Genomic DNA, 18,671 nt, shown 5'->3' with positions numbered 1-18,671 from the left:
ACTTCGCGCCATTCAACCTCCTGTCTTGTGACGAGATCGATAATGACAACATTTATAACCGGTAAAGACGCCACGCTAGAAGAAACCATTGAGCGTTTCCAAACTCAACTCCAAGCGCTTGGCTTCAATATTGACAGCATTGAAAGTGCCTCGTGGCACAACCCGCTCCCCAATATCTGGTCTGTACAGATCCGCGATATAGATGCACCGATGAATGTCAGCCACGGTAAGGGAACAAGTCAAAAGTCAGCTCTGGCGTCAGCTCTTGGCGACTACCTCACGCGTCTGGCAACCAACGACTTCTACAACGATTACTATTTGGGCGAAGCGATTGCCAATAACGAGTTCGTTCATTACCCGAACGAAAAGTGGTTCCCCATCGATCTTGAGGAAAACTTGCCTCCGGAAGCGATCTTAGACGAGCGCCTGACCCAGTTTTACGATCCCACCCTTGAACTATTGGGCACCGATCTGATCGATCTACAGTCAAGCAACATGGAACGAGGGATCTGTACTCTGCCTCTCGAACGCCAAAGCGACAAGCAAACAATCTACATGCCGGTCAATATCATCGGCAACTTGTATGCATCCAGTGGTATTTCCGCGGGTAATACTCAGTTCGAAGCCCGTACTCAGGCCCTATCCGAGATCATCGAACGTAAAATCAAAAGCCGCGTAATTGATAAGCAAATCAGCCTGCCAGAAATCCCAGAACCTGTAATTAGCCGTTTTGCCAAAATCCAGCAATCAATTGACGCACTCAAGGCGAAAGGGTTCCGAGTCAACAGCTACGATGCCTCCCTTGGTGGTAAGTACCCGGTGGTCTGTGTTGTTCTCTCCAACCCCGACAATAGCGCGAGTTTTGCATCTTTCGGTGCTCACCCTTGTTTCGAGGTCGCTGTCGAGCGTGCAATGACCGAGCTCTTGCAAGGCAGAAGCCTTGATGAACTTCATGCACTCCTTGCACCTTGTGCCGAAGCATCAGCAACCAATACTGATTATTCTCCGGAAAACCCGTTAGCGGAATCAGCAAACTTAGTTTCACCGCTATTGTTCCAACCTGAACCAGACTTTGATTTCGCCGACTGGAACATCAAGGGTACCTCTGAAGAGCACTTCACTCATTTGGTAGGCTTATTGCACGCTGAAGGTGCCGATATCTACATCGCTGATTACGACCACCTCGGTGTTGATTGCTGCCGTATCATCGTACCGGGCTGGTCTGAGGTATCCCCAGTAGAAGATCTGATTGAAGCCAACAACAATGTGGCCTTGGAGCTACGTGAGGTGCTATTGGCATTACCGAGTATCGAATGGGATGCTGAGCAATATGCCGAAATGTTCCATATTGCCGAAGAAGAGTTCGACGACAACACATTGCTACCGACAATGCTTGGTATGGCGACCGATACCGGTAGTGCGTGGCAAACCCTGCGAGTCGGCGAACTGAAATGTTTAATCGCCCTGGCTGGCGGCGATCTTGAGTTGGCGCTGGAATACGCTGAGTGGAGCATTGGGTTCAATGCCTCGACATACAGCGCTGATCGTACCAATTTCTTTCGCTGCCTAGTCGACAGTTTGAAGCTAGCTTTGGACGAAGAGCATGATCCCGCCACGTTAAAAGCTGATTTCGAGCGTACGTTCGGCGCAGAGGTTGTTGCAGCCGCTTGGGGCTCCATAGAAGGTAGCGTGCGCTTCCATGGCCTAACGGCTGGCGATTTGACCATGAGGCAGTTCCCGACTCACCAACAGCTACTGCAGTCTTACCATAAGCTGCAAGCAGCAAAAAAGCAGAACTAAGCTAAAATGGTAGCATTGCGCCCAGACTGATGCCCTATCAGTCTGGGCTCATTTTGTACTTTGATTACACTTTCGCCTATTCATTTCATTCAAAAAAAGTTGAATGCATTATACAAAATGCTTTTACTTAGCTGCTACTTTTTAGGTAACATCTATGTAGCCCGCACAAAACACCGCGCAGGCCAATAACCACAATAAAAACAATATTATACAACAAAAAACACGGCCAGAACGGCATTACATAACTTTACTTTTGTTATAAATGTTCTTTCATGGTTCGCAACAAACTTTCTTTTCACTCAATTTTTTTTGGTGATTTACTTACAAAATTTTAGCGAGAGTGATCGAGATCAATTCCATTTAACTGGACAAGCGGTACACTGCAGCCAAATTTGGTGAAATTAAATTACACTTAACAACTGCTTGGCTTAGATACAAACAATAGGCAGATTTGTTGGGGAAGTTTCAACCAACAATATAAATAATAATTATTTTTTAATGTAGAACGAGGCACTTATGTCATCACAAGAAAGAAGTTATCAGGAGCTACACCGCCCTGCATCTGACTTCGCTAGTCGTTCCGACTATCTTGATCATGAGCTGAAAATCATGAAACCGCGCCGCTGGAAGCTAAACCTTCCTGGCCGTGACTTCCGTTTTGAGCTTGAAGATCTGGTTCCTGCGCTAGCGGGTACGATTGCAATTATCGCGATGTACTCATCAGTTGCGATGTCTTGGGCTGATGGCCTGACTGCAGCTTGGGATCACGTGGAGCTTGGCAAAACATTTGCTATCGAAGTCGCCCGTGTTGAAATGCTAATCCCGGCCCTTCTTTTTTGTATCCTTGCCTCGGGATTTTTTAACCCACGCGCCAACTTGGCGGGTAACCACGGCCCAATGATCCCGTTGATCGGTACCATTGCTTTGGCTGGTGCCCACCCACTTGCGCTCGCTATCCTTATTGGTGTCTTCGGCCTATTGCTGAGTTACTTCAAGGGTGGCTCGAAGCTGGTTAACCTCACCAGTGAGGGGGTTGCCGGTGGCCTACTCATCTTCCTCGGTTTTACCGGTGCGATGAGCCAGATCAGCGATATCCAGTCTTGGGCTGTTGGCCTGCAGAGTGCGGATGTTGCACAAGGTAGCCTCGGGTATATCGGCTTGGTGGTACTGGCTGTAAACATTATTCTTTACGCCTACCTAGCCAAAGTAAACAAGCGTTGGCTGGCGATCCCAGCCTGTGCAATAACCGGATTGCTGGTTTCCCTTGCACTTGGTGCGGGCTTTGACCTAGTATTCGAAACCGAAACAGGTTTGCCTAACCTAAACCCAGTGTACTGGTGGGGTAGCACAGAGCAGGGTTGGATGCTTGGCCTGCCAGGTCTTGAGCAATTCATTGCCTCTCTGCCGTTTGCGATTCTTGCTGTAGCTATGTGGTCACCAGATTTCTTGGGTCACCGTATCTTCCAAGAGCTGAACTACCCGAAAGGCACTGATCGCGTTCTGATGGACGTTGATGACACCATGACAACTTGTTCACTACGCCAGATGGTAGGTACAGCGGTCGGTGGTTGTAACATCACGTCATCTTGGGGTACGTATATTATCCCAGCTGGTATTGCGAAGCGTCCAATTCCAGCAGGTGCGATTCTACTGGGTGTGATGTGTATCATCGTCGCGATCCTTGGTTTCCCAATGGATGTAGCAGTATGGCCACCAGTAATGCGTATCGCACTGCTTGTAGGTGTATTCCTGCCGCTTCTTGAAGCCGGTGTTCAGATGGTGAAAGACACCAAAGACTCACAGGCTGCTGGTATCTGTGTGTTCGCAGCAATCGTTGCTAACCCTGTTCTAGCATGGGCACTAACCATGCTGCTAGACAACAATGGTCTTATCGGTAACAAAGAACGTGCAGCTAAGCTGTCAATTGTCGATAAAATCATCATTCCAGCAGGCGCGCTAATCATTTGTTTGGTTGCGATGCTGGCAGTAGGTATGCTTGAAGGCCAATACGGTATTCCAGCGCTACTGTAAGAAAGGTATACAGGGCAGTGCATGCACTGCCCTACTCCATTAGTGTCGATAGCACTAATACGAATAATCAAACGGTCACTATCCTGACACGCTTTTTGGTTATCCGTATTATTGTATATATAAAGTGTGCTGTTCACCATTTGGTGATGGCTGGCTCAACAGCCAGCGCAGTACGTGTTTTTTCTACTAAAAAGGTAGGTATGTCATGGCAGAGCAATTTGCTAAAGCTTGGGAAGGGTTCGCTGCAGGCGAATGGCAGAACGACGTTAACGTTCGCGACTTTATCCAGAAAAACTACACTCCATATGAGGGTGATGAGTCTTTCCTAGTTACTGAAGGTACTGAAGCAACTAACAAGCTTTGGGATCAGGTAATGGAAGGTATCAAGCAAGAAAACAGCACTCACGCTCCTGTTGATTTTGATACTTCTCTTGTCTCTACCATCACTGCTCACGACGCAGGTTACATCAACAAAGATCTAGAGACTATCGTTGGTCTTCAGACTGAAGCGCCTCTTAAGCGTGCAATCATGCCTAACGGCGGCGTGCGCATGATCGAAGGTTCTTGTAAAGCGTACGGCCGTGCTCTTGATCCACAAGTATCTAAGATCTTCTCTGAGTACCGTAAAACGCACAACCAAGGCGTTTTCGACGTTTACTCTCCAGACATCCTTAAGTGTCGTAAGTCTGGTGTTCTAACTGGTCTTCCTGATGCATACGGTCGTGGCCGTATCATCGGTGACTACCGTCGTGTTGCTCTTTACGGAATCGACTTCCTAATCAAGGAAAAAGTTGCTCAATTCCACTCTCTACAAGAGAAGCTAGAGAAGGGCGATGACCTACAGATGACTATGCAGCTTCGTGAAGAAATTCAAGAGCAGCACCGTGCACTAGGTCAAATGAAAGAAATGGCAGCTAAATACGGCTGTGACATCTCTCAACCTGCTACTAACGCACAAGAAGCTATCCAGTGGCTATACTTCGGCTACCTAGCAGCAGTTAAATCTCAGAACGGCGCGGCAATGTCTCTAGGCCGTACGTCTACTTTCCTAGATATCTACATCGAACGTGATATCGCGGCAGGTAAGATCACTGAGGTTCAAGCTCAGGAAATGATCGACCACTTCGTAATGAAACTACGTATGGTTCGTTTCCTACGTACTCCTGAGTACGATGAGCTATTCTCTGGCGACCCAATCTGGGCAACAGAATCTATGGGTGGTATGGGTGTTGACGGTCGTACGCTAGTATCGCGTACTAACTTCCGTTTCCTAAACACGCTATACACTATGGGTCCTTCTCCAGAGCCGAACATCACTGTTCTATGGTCTGAGCAGCTACCTGACGGCTTCAAGCGTTTCTGTGCAAAAGTATCTATCGATACTTCTTCTATCCAGTACGAAAACGACGACCTAATGCGTCCTGATTTCGACAACGATGACTACGCTATCGCTTGTTGTGTATCACCAATGGTTATCGGTAAGCACATGCAGTTCTTCGGCGCACGTGCAAACCTTGCTAAAACACTACTATACGTAATCAACGGTGGTGTGGACGAGAAGCTGAAAATTCAGGTTGGTCCTAAGGCAGAGCCAATGCTTGACGAAGTTCTAGACTTCGACAAAGTATACGCAGGCCTAGACAGCCTAATGGACTGGCTAGCAACTCAGTACGTGACTGCACTAAACGCAATCCACTACTCACACGACAAGTACAGCTACGAAGCAGCGCTTATGGCTCTACACGACCGTGACGTTAAACGTACTATGGCTTGTGGTATCGCTGGTCTTTCTGTTGCTGCTGACTCACTAGCTGCTATCAAGTACGCTAAAGTTAAGCCAGTACGTGACGAAGACGGTATCGCAATCGACTTCGCTATCGAAGGCGACTATCCGAAGTTCGGTAACAACGACGCTCGCGTTGATGACATCGCTTGTGAACTTGTTTCTAGCTTCATGAACAAGATCCGTAAGCTTAAGACTTACCGTGATGCGGTTCCTACTCAGTCTATCCTGACTATCACTTCAAACGTGGTATACGGTAAGAAGACGGGTAACACGCCTGACGGTCGTCAAGCAGGTGCTCCATTCGCACCAGGTGCTAACCCAATGCACGGTCGTGATGAGAAAGGTGCTGTAGCCTCTCTAACTTCAGTTGGTAAACTACCATTTGCTGATGCGAAAGACGGTATCTCTTACACCTTCTCTATCGTACCTAACGCACTGGGTAAAGAGCAGGATACTCAGCGTTCTAACCTTGCAGGTCTTATGGATGGTTACTTCCACCACGAGTCTGGCATTGAAGGTGGTCAACACCTGAACGTTAACGTTCTTAACCGCGAAACGCTAGAAGACGCTGTTAAGCACCCAGAGAAGTACCCACAGCTAACTATCCGTGTATCGGGTTATGCTGTACGCTTTAACTCTCTAACTGCAGAACAGCAGAAAGACGTTATCGCTCGTACTTTCACTGAGTCTCTATAATCTAGAGCCTTAGACCATTGCTGTCATAGGCAATGAGAAGAAAAGCCGATCTGCAAAGATCGGCTTTTTTATACCTTTTTCCCGCGATGCCCCTTACCCTTCTTCGTACAAAACACCAACCAAACAACCACGCCTTTATAACACAACGAATAGTACCCTTACCTTTTAGATGCTTTTTCGCTATTTTGAACGCCTTTTTTGTAATAAAATGACAGGTAAAACACGCCCCCAAGCGGAGAAGCTAAGTAATGTCAGTAAAAGGTCGAATCCACTCTTTTGAGTCCTGCGGTACTGTCGACGGTCCCGGAATTCGTTTCATCGTGTTCATGCAAGGCTGCCTTATGCGCTGCCAATATTGCCATAACCGTGATACCTGGGATCTCCATGACGGCAAGGAAATCACTGTTGAAGAGCTGATCAATGAAGCTAAGTCATACCGCTTCTTCATGAAATCATCCGGTGGTGGTGTCACCGCTTCTGGTGGCGAAGCCATGTTGCAGCCAGAGTTTGTTCGTGACTTCTTCCGCGCAGCACAAGCCGAAGGTATTCACACCTGCCTAGATACCAACGGCTATATCCGCAAACACACAGACGTGGTTGATGAAGTGCTCGACGCTTCTGACTTAGTGATGCTTGACCTTAAGCAATTGGATGACAGCATCCACCAAAACCTGGTTGGCGTGCCCAACAAGCGTGTATTGGACTTTGCCCGTTACCTGCACCAACGCGGCCAAAAAACCTGGATCCGTTATGTTGTTGTACCTGGATATACTGACGATGAACGCTCTGCTCACCTACTGGGTGACTTCATCAAAGATATGGACAACATCGAAAAAGTCGAGCTTCTTCCTTACCACCAACTCGGTGAGCACAAATGGGAAGCAATGGGCTTTGATTACCAACTGACAGGTGTTAAGCCACCATCAAAAGAAGTGATGGAAAAAGTCAAAGAGATCATCAGCAGCTACACAGCGGCTAGAGTGATTTATTAATATCGTTTTTTTCAACAAAGTGATTAAGGAGAACCTCAGTTCTCCTTTTTTATTAACCTATCACTATTAGTGAATAAAATAGAACAATCATCAGAAATACTGATAGTTTATTTCGGCAAAGAAAAAGATTTGATTATGGCTGCAATTAACCGATGAGTTAATTAGATGCATATTATCAATAAAAATGAACCAAGTGGCATATAAATAAAAAGGTGGTATCACTACCTTATAAGCAATACCACCTTCATACCTCTTCCTAACTCGGCAAAAGCACGTCTTAAGAAATCTTAAGTTTATGGTTTTTCATCATTCGGTGCCCTTCACGTTTAATACACTCCAGTAACGGGTGATCACCCATTTCCTTGCGCCAAATAAACGAAATCGCCCGATCCATTTTTAATTCAGGGACATTCAAGGCGACCAATTCTCCACGTTCAATATACGGAGCAACATCCAAATAAGGCAAGCAGGTTAGGTAATGACCGTTCGCGACCATAGTCCGGATCACGGGTACATGGGAGTATTCACGCCACACATCCAAATCAGGGATCAATGGTACCATCGCGCTTTCAAAAATCGCCCGTGTACCGGCCCCCCCCTCACGCAGTACCCACTGTGCTTGCTCCAATTGTGCCAGGCTAACTCGAGAGTTCTTAGCAAAAGGGTGATGAGAGGCACTGACAACAACGAGGTGGTCACGACACCACTCTTCCTGGTGGGTACGGTTGTCATCACAACGGCCTTCGATAATGCCGATGTCGTATTTGTAGTTCAGAACCCCTTCAATGACACCCTGACTACTTTTGACATCCATCCCCGTCCTGACTTCTGGAAAATCAGTATCAAGAATACTGATAAGCTCTGGAACCAAGTGCTCTGCCGGTGTTTGGCTGGCACCAATACTGATACTGCCGCTGAAAAGGTGTTGATCGTAAAAGCCCGCTTCAATCTGCTCGGCATCTTGCAATAATCGCCGCGCCTTTGGTCGCAACCAGTTGCCCCAATGGCTCAAGCGCATATCCTTACCCTGGCGTACGAAAAGATCGCGTCCTAGTAGTTTTTCTAATTGACTGAGTGACATACTGGCAGCAGACTGGGTAACGCCCAACCTTTCAGCAGCTTGGCTTACACTGCCCAATTCAGCAACCGCATCAAACACTGATAACTGTTTCAACGAATAGCGCACTTATACTCCTAGATTTACAACGGGTGGGCTCAGCGCCGGTAAAGTAACTTCTATACCCAAATGACTGCTCTATGTACCTAGCTCTTGGGTGTTTCTGCAAATCAATTAATTTGATTACTATATAAACTCAGTCAATATTGTATCAAGTTTTAACAGTTGGGTAATGTATGTCGTATGCACATCAGCGACTACATCCCAGTAAATACTCGAAAAACTGTAAGCAAATGCCTGTTCGCGCAGTATTTCCACTCCCCCTTCATTTAAGGATAATATTCTAAATCATTTAAATTTATCAGTATTCAAAACCACATCAACAATGCTTATACGCTTAAAACAAAATAGACCAAAACAACCACCTCCGCTAGGTGGTTAATAAAATTGAAAATTTCCCCTTCCTATTCCTTTATCACCTAAATTTATGCGGCCTATCTCAAAACATTCCCTGAAACATTTTCAAACAAAGTATCAGAAAAACTGAATGACAACCTCAGTAAAATCAATTTTACTAATGCGCCGGTGCTGGGTAACATTCCCGTCAACAGATTAATGGGCCATTGTGCAATGACTCTTAGCGAGTTACTGCAGCAGTGTTGATTTTGATTTTAGGAGATTGTTATGAGCGCTTTACTTACAGTGAAAGACATTGTAGATACGCAAGCCCCGACGTTGAGTATTGAAACAAGTTTACCTTCAGCTATCGATGTGTTGTCTAAAAACCGCATTAACGGTGCACCAGTTTGTGACGCAAACGGCAACCTAGTTGGTTTCCTATCTGCCCACGACATCATGGTAGAAATGTGGTGCCAAGACTACATTCCTGATGAGGATGTAACGGTCGGAAACCTAATGAAGACAGATTTGGTTACCATGGATATCGAAGATCGCTTGACTGATGCACTTGAGTTCCTGGCTCTGGACAAAGAGCAGCTATACCCAACAACCGCGATGGGCTATGCAACGCAAATGACAACCTTGTCGCTTGAAGAGCGTGCTAAATCAATCAAGGTTAACAAGCCACAAATTCTACCTGTTTTAGAAGACGGTAAATATGTCGGTGTGGTATCTCGCCAGGAAGTATTAAAAGCCCTGCGCGCCCTATTTAATGATGCGACGACACCAGCGCCAGTCGCTGGAAATGTTGCCCCACAGGTTGTTACCTAATTAGTAACAAACAAGTCACTCGCCCACAGCCTGCCTAACACCATTATTGGAACATCATGTATCTAATGCATGAGGCGCCCCTGTGAGCTGATCGTAAGAGTTATTGGAGTTAAAATGGAACAAGTTTCCCACCTTTTTGCTTTTAACCATTTTGTTATCGCGATAGCCGCTTTAACAATTATGGTATTGGTTGCCCGTACCATCGTTGCTGGTACGAAGTATTCATCATTGTTAGTTATCGTTGTGTTCGGTCTAGCTTTAGGCTCACTATTGGTACACAGCGGTATGGCGACACCGGGACTAGAACAGTTCCCTGTTGTTGCATTGATTGGCCAGACAACCGTAATTGCATTGATCGCCTCATTCTTCGTTGGTGGACAGGAAATTAGACGCCTGCTTTCAAAACAAGACTTTAATGAAGAGTGTGACTTTTTTGCCCCTTCCGCTCAGGAAGTGGTATTGGGTACAAGCAGTACGCAATTAACGTACATTATTCGTGCTTTCCTATTGCTCATTGGTATTCAAACTGCAGATGTTCTGATTTCAGGCCGTACCGCAGATTTTGCAATGGGAGACTCGTTCTTACTTCTTTCTTACATCTGTTTGGCACTGGCGTTTATCCTTGTTGATCGTAAAGCAGTGATCTCCAACAAAGCACAATACATCCGTAAAGGCCTACTGGAAGTTATTGCGATTATTGTGGTGTTGAACGTCTCGCTATGGCTAGCTACTACGATTTCGTCAATTATTGGTCTACCGCAGATCTTCTTTGCCATGATTCTGTCTTCAGGCTTGGGTGCGGCACTTCCAAAATGGAAGCATGGCCCGGCAATGAACGCACTACTATTTGCGGGTATCCCACTGGTGCTATCTGGTAGCTTCCTAGTTGGTGGCTCTCACATGGTTGAAGCCTTCGGTATCCCTGGTCTTCAGAGTGTTATCGTGTACGGTTTCTCCGGTCAGATTTTCTGGATGTTCGGTGGCCTTGCGCTGCTAATCTTTGTCGGCAAATCTAACCATTTACGTAATCTGGCACCGGGTCTGGCAGGAGGCTTGTCTCACTCAGGTCTAACTGGCGCATGTACTGCGGGTGACTTCGGTCGCACAGCGGCTTCTCGTGCTCCGATTATGATCAACATTCCGTTTGCCGGTCACATCTTCGTATTTACGATTTTGGCGGCAAGTGCCGAGCGCGGAGCGCTAATGGTTGGCTGGACGTTACCACTGATTCTAGCTGGCGCAGCGTTTGTTATCCTCGCACTGAAAAGCCTACGTTCGGCCAACGGTTGTGAAAAAACAGAAGTTAAAGGCCTAATGTTATTCTCACTTGGTTGGCAGATCATGGCTGTCTTCGGTAGCTTCACGCTGCTAAGCGTAGCCGGTATGTCACTTGAGCATGCATCGATGTCTGCCGCTTCCGGTCTTTCTCACTTCGGTCTGTTTGCCGCAGTACAAGAAGGTATGTTTGGCGCGACAGCGGCAAGCCTTATCACCTTTACTTTTGCAATGACCTTCCTGGTACACCCATTTGTGTTCGCTATGTTCGGCAAAGCTGCTGAAAGCAACGGTAAAATGGCAGAGAAAGCAGTGACGGTACTGGCAAGTGCTGGCTTGATCGGCGTTATTTCTTCGACCTTAATGATTTAACATGGGTCTATGAGTCTGGCGAGTTTAGCTTAACGGATTCAATGAAACATAGAGGGGGCTGATTTCATATCAGCCCCCTTTCTTTTTAAGTGATATAACATCTCTGCAGACTCATCAGTCTATGTATCGTATCCAAGGGCACTCAACAGCCTTATACCAACCTACATAAATATTTGATCAGTTTTACTGGTTAAAATCGCTGCTATCTATGTTAGAGATTTTGTAATTAGAGCCACTAGTTACTGCAATATCTGCCTTGATAACAACGATTTTTCCAGTGCAAATACTTGATCAACGGCTTATCCAAATTGGTATTACTTAAAGCAGGGCATCTATAAAAAAAGCCTGCCCATAATATTATGGGCAGGCTTTTATCGTCACCTAGCACGCTGACGTTGGAACCTGATTTAAAGGTCAGCTCACTGGCTGGTTGGCATACGCGGCTTGCTTAGCCGCTTCCAGTGATGACTCACCATTGTCTCGGCCAAACAACTGCTGTAGCTGCTCTTCTGTATCCGAGGTTAACACTAAGATCTCGATACGACGATTCAAATGGCTATAGGGTGCATCTTCATCAAGCAGCATAGTATCGGACATTGCGGTGACTTGGGCGACTCGCTCGCTTGGCATACCGCCATACTCCAGCACTTCCCTCGCTTTTTGTGCGCGCTCACCAGACAAGGCCCAGTTATTACCTCTTGAACGACGGCTAAAACCACTGGCATCAGCATGGCCAGAAATCATAATCGGGTTTTCAATGGTGGCAAACGTTGGTGCAATCGCTAGCAGAAGATCCTCAAAAAACGGTGTGAGCTCTGCCCCACCCAGTTTGAACATCGGCTTTTCATTATCGTCATTGACCAGGACCCGAAGCCCTTGCGGTACCACTTCCACCGATAGTTGGTTACTAGCAGAAAGGAATTCACTGACATCTTTCAAGTACTCGCCCAGTACAACCATCTGCTCATGGCTTTCATAGCGCCCAGGGACAAGTGAAGGCCCGTCTTCTCCCAGCCCACCAAAATTATCACCATCGCCATCAACCACATTGATAGTCAGTGAGTTACCCAGATTCTGAGGATTACTCGGTTGCTGGCTCTGCAAGCCTGGCAATGCCTTTCCACCAAAATCAACCGCAAACGGACTGTTCTCCACAAACAAGCCATCATGCGCCAGCAGCTGTTGCTGGCCACTGAGGCGACCAACAATGCGCTGCTTTTCATCTTCCGTGGTCACCTGCAACACCCACATCACCATAAAAAATGCCATCATCGCCAAGGTGAAGTCGGCAAAGGCGACTTTCCACGCCCCGCCATGGCGAGCCGCATGACCACGGCTACGGCGCTTTTTTATGATAACTGTATCTGCAGTATTGCCCTTCATCATTGGAATACCTGCTGCGTTACCCAGCCTTCCATTTCAGCAAAGGTCGGTTTCACATCGAGTAACATCAACTTACGGCCCGAGTCCGCAGCAACCAACGTCGGCTTACCGGCGGTGTAACTCACCATCATGGCTTTTACACACTCAAATGCAGACAGCTCACGCTTTACCTGATTGGCCATGGCAGTACTAATCGGGTCAAACACACAGTAACAGAAGAAAATACCGAGGAAGGTACCCACCAAAGCATGGGCGACGCTGATGCCGATTTGCGCCATATCCCCATCGATATTGGTCATGGTGATCACAATCCCCATCACTGCCGCCAAAATACCAAAACCTGGCATTGCTTCGGCAACCCGGTGCATTGAGTGCGACGGCTCCATCAGATCTTCTTCGATAGCTTCGAGTTCCAGCTCCAACATGCTTTCCAGCTCATGGGCGGTAATTTTACCCATCGCCATCAAGCGGAAGTTATCGGTTATAAAAGTGACCAGCTTCGGGTACTCCAATACTTCCGGGTAGATCAGGAACAAGCTGCTCTGGTGCGGCTCTTCAATATGTTCATCAAGCACCCGCATACCGTTTTGACGTACCTGCTCCAGCAAGTGATACATCAATGAAAGTAGCTCGCGATAAAGTTTGCGCTCATCGCGCTTGGTCATGATGCCACGGGTCTGATGCCACATTTCAACGATCACATGGTGCGGGTTACCGATAGCCAGAGCACCGGCACCAGCGCCCAAAATGATCATCAGCTCTGCAGGTTGCCACATGGTACCGAGGTATCCCCCCGCAAACACAAAGCCACCGAACACACAGATAATAATGATTAAGATACCAATAATTTTTTGCATAACCTTTCTCCTACATCACGCTCTTAATCATGGCGTTCATTTGTTTAATGGCCTGCTTATGAAGCTGGCAGATCCTCGCTTCGCTCAGGCCAACCACAATGGCGATTTCCTTCAAGCTAAGCTCCTTCTGGTAGTAAAAATCCAAGATGAGCTGTTCACGCTTCGGCAATTGAGACAACACATGCTTAAGCAGATCATCGTTGATCAAGTGCTGAAGATTACTGTCACTCTGACCAAAATCGACACTGGAGCTGTCTGATTCAAATAACTGCTCTAAGCTATACAGCTCCTCCGCCTGAGCGGCGTAGAGCAGACGGTGGCACTCCTCCAAGCTGATTTGCATTGCTTTCGCCAATTCATGTTCGTTCGGATGGCGCTTCAACTGCTTGGTCAACAACTTGGATACTTTATTAAGTTCATGGACTTGTTGGCGCAGCTGACGCGGGCGCCAGTCGCGACGGCGTAACTCATCTAAAATGGCTCCGCGTACACGGCGGGCAGCAAAGAAGCGGAAATTCTCATCCATTTCACCATAACGGCGAGTTGCCTCAAGCAAGCCAAGCAAACCAATTTGCTCCATATCATCCAGCCCCATACAGCCCGATGCATGGTGATGGAGCTGTTGAACAATACGCTTCACCAACTTCAAGTGCTGGCGCAAGACCTGCTCTTCATTATTCTGTGAGGGCTTCGTTTGCCACTGGGCATACTCATCCTCAAACGGTAATTGCTGTGCTTCTAACATGATTCCCTTCCTTTACTGCAGCACGAGCTTGGTAAACAACGCTTCTTCAATCTGGTAGGCATATCCATTTACTGCCATTGCCTGGCGAAGCTGCCCCAGTACCTCTGTTTGCAACCGTTCGATTTCATTCATTTGACGCAACTCTTCGAAGGTACTTTGGCTAAACATTTTCAGCAGGACATTACGCGCCAGCGGCTTGAACTCAACCAGCTGATCATGCGCCTTTGCCGAGTTCGTCTTCAGCGCCAACTCCAGCATCAGATAGTGAGTGCGCTCTTCACCATCAATGGTGATGACAAACTTATCGAGATTCATGAAATGAGCACGGCTATCCGCGTCATTTCGAGCAAAAATGCTGAACTCTGCCGAGCTGTCATTGACGATAAACGCGTACGTTGCAATCGATGAGAGGGCAATAAGCACCGAGGCAGCAAGTGCCGCCAGAATAACTTTCGTGCTCATTACGTTTGTTCTAGCCATTATTATTTTCCTTACACCATACGAGTGAGACGATATTGATCCGTCTTTAATAAGAGATCGGTTGATTCATGCCAGTCTGATTCTTCAACCACGGGCTGAATTGCCAAAGACATATCTTGCTGTTGTTCAAACGCTTGCTGCTGTGATTGATCGCTCACATCAACATCGACCATCGCGCCCGCGAGTTGCTTGCCTTCAAGCTCGGCGCGCAAACGCTCGGCGCCCTGCTGCGCGGCCTCGCGCAATGCAGGGTCTGTGGCAGCGATATGTACCTGAACCTTGTTGTTTTCCACCTTGACCGACAGCTCTAAGCTGCCAAGATGAGGCGGGTCGAGGCGGATACGAGCATGCTGGACATCTTGGTTAAGATGCATCTGCACCCGATCTTTAAGTACCGACACCAGTTGCTGTCCCCATTGCTGCTGGTTTTCCGCCATTTTGACAGGCGCCCATTCAGCACGAGAAGCCGTTACGTTGTTGGATTGGGCATCTGCAGGCAGTGGGGCTGCATTCGGTGAGTCTTGCAATGATAAGGTCGTAAAACTGCTTGCCTGCGCGAGTTGTTGAAGTAACACTGGGTTGGTGGTTTCCTGCCTGACTGGCGTCATCGCATTGGAAATCACCCGCTCAATCGCTTGGTCGAACGACAAAGACTCGCCCTGAGCACTGCCATTAGCCGCTAGGTAATGTGGGATCCCAGGCTGCGTCTGCCCCAACTGCACCGATACACTTTGCAGGCCGTCAGCACTGCGCATCATGCCTAGCAATTGCTCACGAACATCGCTATTGAGTTCATTGGTAATATTGATCAGGCGGAACTGCCCTTCTGGCGGCAGCTGTTCCATAAACGGATGGGCGCTGCTGAACACCCAATCTTCACCCTCTGCCAGCCCTTTAAGCTGCTCATAGAGATCGAACCAATATGGGTTATTCTCCGACTCGCCGGACACCTCAGCCGTGGCCAGTTCAGCCCCAGTATCTAGACCAAGCAATGCTGCAAAACTGTCAAACCAAGAGCCACCGTCACCGGTTTGTACCTGTGATGGACGTGCCGTTGTGGCTTGCGCGTTCCCATGTGGCTGTGACATCGAAATATGGCTCATCGAATAAAGCCTCCAGCCATCTCGACCTGCTGGTATTCCGATACCCCTTCACGCTGATTCTGGAACTTTGCCAACATCTGTCCGAGGTGTTCTTTTTCCATTTCGCACGCCGTCATGGCGGCTAAATGCACCTTTTTAAGCTGAAGGATGTCGCGGCGAAGTGACTCGGCAACCGCTGGCTGGGCTTTTAAATCAGCCAGCATGCTGTAGATTTCTTTGTCTATTTTACGCACTGACTGCCACTCTTTGCGCTTGTAGCTCTGGTTAAGCTGCACAGTGAGTTGTCTGATCTGAGTAATGTTAACCTTCATGGGTTACCCCGAAGTTATGCCACCCCTCTTGAATATTCCCCATCACAGAACGCACTTCCGCCAGTTTAACCACATCGTTATGGACGCTGGCTTCAAATAATTTCATGCTGCAAAAATCGTAAAGCTGGTTCATCTGCTGAGCGAGTTCGCCACCTTGGCGCATATCCAACGCACTATTAAGGCCACCGATAATGTCGATACACTTACCGATAGATTCCCCTTTTTCCTTCAGGCGGTTAGCCGCCATATGGCCTTCGGCGCGGGTTAAATTATCCATAAAACCGTCAACCAACATCAGTACCAGTTGATAAGGGCTCGCTGCCGCTGCTTGTGCTTCTACATCGACTTGCTGGTACGCATCGAAGCCAGAGTCATCCATTAACATTTGTTGTTCCTCTAAAACATAAACATGGAACCGGTCGATTCCATCTGCGTCATGGTTTGCTGCATTGCGGTGTATTGACGCAAGTAGCGGTTGTAGGTTTTTTCCATGCGGTAATCGAGTTGCTCTTTTTTATCGTCAACTCGGTCAATATTGCCTTGCAGGGTATCTTGACGGCTTTTCAGCAAGTTACTGCCTGAGTTAGACGATCCGGTGTAAGGCTCAATAGCCTTTTCCAATGCGGTTAACGCACCGTTGTCACCGAAGAAAATAGCATCGATTTTTTCAGGGGTTTCAGTGAGCGCTTTTTCAAACCGAGCACTATCAATTTTCAGTGTGCCGTCACGGTTGGCTTCTATTCCAATGCTGTACAACGTGCCTTCATCAAACTGGCCTCGTGTAACATTATTGAGCATATTTTTGAGGCCGCGGGCGGTTGAATCACCGGCTAATGCACCCGCTTCCGTAATAGTAATACTGTTGTCACTACTATCATCGTCATCACCACTGCTACTGTCATCTTCATCTTGTTCGAGCTGGTAATCAGTCATAGTGTGTTTAAGGACGGTGTTAACCAGATCGTTGTAAGCATCGACGAATTCCTGAACCGCCTCTTTCGATGCTGACTCATCACTACCAACAACAAGGGTTAGCGGCTTATCGCCCGGCTCATGCGCTTTGGTTAGTTCAAGCGTCACACCGTAAATAGCACCATCGATAGTGTTTGAGCTATCACGGATCTCAAGGCCATCTTCACCGCCCATCATCACAATGGCATCTTGTGCCTTACTCAGAACCTGTGGCGGCTCAAAGTAATCACCCATACCCTGATCAAATGACACCTTGAATGCATTCTCTTCACCGGTTTCAGTGCTACTCAGAACCAGGCTAACATCATCGCCGGAACGCACTACAGAGGCAGAGACTCCTTCATCAAACTCGTTGATGTAATCAGCCAAATCATGGATATCTTTGTCGCCATCTGGGTTGAAGGTCGAAAAATCGACTTCAATAGCTTCACCACCAGGTACTTCAATAGTGATCACGCCGTCAGTAGGCAAGTCTTCCCCTTTTAAGGTGAAGGCTTCTTGTTGAGCGGTAGCCAATTGCTTAACGAACAAGTCGTAACTGCCATTACGGGCAAAATTACTCGCCGAAGCATCGATATAACCATCTTCACTTGTCGTCGCGCTATTTTTAACAAAGCTATTATCTGCTTTGTTCATACGTTCTAACGCTGATGAAAAACTACTGAAAGCAGAATCGATATCTTTCCACGCATCTAATTGTGACTGATACGTTTTCTGCTGGTTAGCATATTGGATATCAAATGGCTGACGCTGGATCATCACCATTTGCATCGCCATTGAAGCTGGGTCCATCATTGACATTGCGTTTCTCCTCACTCAGCCAGAAGTCGCTAATTTCACTAAAAACATCTAAATCAGAAGCCTTAAAGCAAGAACCATTCCAACTTTAAATTAAGTAAAATCATGCTATTTACGGCCGAATTTGATTATTTTTAAATCTATTTAGCCAAACGAATAAATATGTAATTTCATTCTTTATGAATAAGCGGAAGCTTTATTTCCGCCTGCGGAAATATATTTATTCCGCTTAATAAAGTTGAAGTTGCTATCAATATAAGGCGACAAAACAATGGAATGTCTTAATGACTTAAACGGCATTTAACCGTGCTAAGCAAGGAGCGGGGAAAAGGTCAAAAAATCGAAGACAAAATACCCCCCCAAAAAAGCCCACTTTTAGAGTGCGTCCTGCGGCTCTGCCAGGCTGCCAACACGCCCGATTAAACGCACAAATCCGCCCGCACACACCACCACAACAGAAATATTTAATAACAGAAATATCAGTGAGCAATTTCAAAGTTTTATCGCTACACACGCTTTAAAAAACAGAACAAAAGCAGGCAGGGATGGCAACGAAGATAGGCACCCCGCTTCACACCTGCTTTGCGCCATGTTGCACACCCACTATTTCTACCTATGTCGCAATATACGAAAATGTAATCATATATTTCACATAATAAAAGATGATTCAGCTTTCTATGGCTATCAGTTTTTCTTATCATGGCAATGCCTGCACTTTAGGCA

Annotated in this window: 15 protein-coding genes; 6 read left to right on the top strand and 9 right to left on the bottom strand. The window is 47.1% G+C overall.

Annotated features, from left to right (window positions below; all coding sequences use genetic code 11):
- The first annotated feature begins 42 nt into the window (after positions 1 to 42).
- From ycaO to pflA, 4 genes are all read left to right on the top strand, one after another.
- Positions 43 to 1,800, top strand: a complete 1,758-nt coding sequence (gene ycaO / locus NHN17_RS05125; protein WP_255041055.1) for a 30S ribosomal protein S12 methylthiotransferase accessory factor YcaO — start codon at positions 43 to 45, stop codon at positions 1,798 to 1,800.
- Between the two features lie 516 nt (positions 1,801 to 2,316).
- A complete protein-coding gene (locus NHN17_RS05120) occupies positions 2,317 to 3,831 on the top strand; it encodes a DUF3360 family protein (RefSeq protein WP_255041054.1) in 1,515 nt (504 codons plus the stop codon).
- Positions 3,832 to 4,036: 205 nt separating this feature from the next.
- Positions 4,037 to 6,313, top strand: coding sequence for a formate C-acetyltransferase (gene pflB / locus NHN17_RS05115; RefSeq protein ID WP_255041053.1), 2,277 nt, complete (start codon positions 4,037 to 4,039; stop codon positions 6,311 to 6,313).
- Between the two features lie 248 nt (positions 6,314 to 6,561).
- Entirely contained in the window at positions 6,562 to 7,305 is a 744-nt protein-coding gene (gene pflA, locus NHN17_RS05110; RefSeq protein ID WP_255041052.1) for a pyruvate formate lyase 1-activating protein, read from the top strand.
- 277 nt (positions 7,306 to 7,582) lie between these two features.
- Here pflA and NHN17_RS05105 read toward each other — a convergent pair whose 3' ends face one another.
- Positions 7,583 to 8,491, bottom strand: coding sequence for a LysR substrate-binding domain-containing protein (locus tag NHN17_RS05105; RefSeq protein WP_255041051.1), 909 nt, complete (start codon positions 8,489 to 8,491; stop codon positions 7,583 to 7,585).
- A gap of 615 nt (positions 8,492 to 9,106) precedes the next feature.
- Between NHN17_RS05105 and NHN17_RS05100 the strand changes: the two genes are divergently transcribed.
- Together NHN17_RS05100 and NHN17_RS05095 are read left to right on the top strand one after the other, a co-directional pair.
- The gene (locus tag NHN17_RS05100) at positions 9,107 to 9,652 is read left to right on the top strand and encodes a CBS domain-containing protein (RefSeq protein WP_255041050.1); all 546 of its coding nucleotides are present in this window, start codon (positions 9,107 to 9,109) and stop codon (positions 9,650 to 9,652) included.
- A gap of 114 nt (positions 9,653 to 9,766) precedes the next feature.
- Positions 9,767 to 11,299 (top strand): hypothetical protein, encoded by a 1,533-nt coding sequence (locus tag NHN17_RS05095; protein ID WP_255041049.1) that lies wholly within the window; start codon positions 9,767 to 9,769, stop codon positions 11,297 to 11,299.
- Between the two features lie 414 nt (positions 11,300 to 11,713).
- On the opposite strand, the gene NHN17_RS05090 is transcribed toward NHN17_RS05095, so the two are convergent.
- From NHN17_RS05090 to fliD, 8 genes are read right to left on the bottom strand one after another with little or no spacing between them, the layout of a single operon-like run.
- Positions 11,714 to 12,685 carry a flagellar motor protein MotB gene (locus tag NHN17_RS05090; protein WP_255041048.1) on the bottom strand — a complete coding sequence of 324 codons (972 nt, stop codon included), beginning with the start codon at positions 12,683 to 12,685 and terminating at the stop codon, positions 11,714 to 11,716.
- Positions 12,682 to 13,539 (bottom strand): flagellar motor stator protein MotA, encoded by an 858-nt coding sequence (gene motA, locus NHN17_RS05085; RefSeq protein WP_255041047.1) that lies wholly within the window; start codon positions 13,537 to 13,539, stop codon positions 12,682 to 12,684. The genes NHN17_RS05090 and motA overlap by 4 nt, the downstream gene beginning before the upstream one ends.
- 10 nt (positions 13,540 to 13,549) lie before the next feature.
- Positions 13,550 to 14,284, bottom strand: a complete 735-nt coding sequence (locus NHN17_RS05080) for a FliA/WhiG family RNA polymerase sigma factor (protein ID WP_255041046.1) — start codon at positions 14,282 to 14,284, stop codon at positions 13,550 to 13,552.
- A 12-nt stretch (positions 14,285 to 14,296) separates the two neighbouring features.
- Entirely contained in the window at positions 14,297 to 14,764 is a 468-nt protein-coding gene (locus NHN17_RS05075; protein ID WP_255041045.1) for a flagellar basal body-associated FliL family protein, read from the bottom strand.
- Positions 14,765 to 14,775: 11 nt separating this feature from the next.
- Entirely contained in the window at positions 14,776 to 15,867 is a 1,092-nt protein-coding gene (locus tag NHN17_RS05070) for a flagellar hook-length control protein FliK (RefSeq protein ID WP_255041044.1), read from the bottom strand.
- Positions 15,864 to 16,178, bottom strand: a complete 315-nt coding sequence (locus NHN17_RS05065; RefSeq protein WP_255041043.1) for a hypothetical protein — start codon at positions 16,176 to 16,178, stop codon at positions 15,864 to 15,866. Before NHN17_RS05065 ends, NHN17_RS05070 begins: the two co-directional genes overlap by 4 nt.
- Positions 16,168 to 16,563, bottom strand: a complete 396-nt coding sequence (gene fliS / locus NHN17_RS05060) for a flagellar export chaperone FliS (protein WP_255041042.1) — start codon at positions 16,561 to 16,563, stop codon at positions 16,168 to 16,170. Before fliS ends, NHN17_RS05065 begins: the two co-directional genes overlap by 11 nt.
- Positions 16,564 to 16,574: 11 nt before the next feature.
- On the bottom strand, positions 16,575 to 17,951 hold the full coding sequence (gene fliD, locus NHN17_RS05055; RefSeq protein WP_255041041.1) for a flagellar filament capping protein FliD: 1,377 nt from the start codon (positions 17,949 to 17,951) through the stop codon (positions 16,575 to 16,577).
- Between the last annotated feature and the right edge of the window lie 720 nt (positions 17,952 to 18,671).

It is taken from the genome of Photobacterium pectinilyticum, assembly GCF_024357955.1.
Classification (GTDB): domain Bacteria; phylum Pseudomonadota; class Gammaproteobacteria; order Enterobacterales; family Vibrionaceae; genus Photobacterium; species Photobacterium pectinilyticum.
Note: the sequence above shows the minus strand (reverse complement) of the source record. Positions and strands in the feature narration are given on the sequence as shown.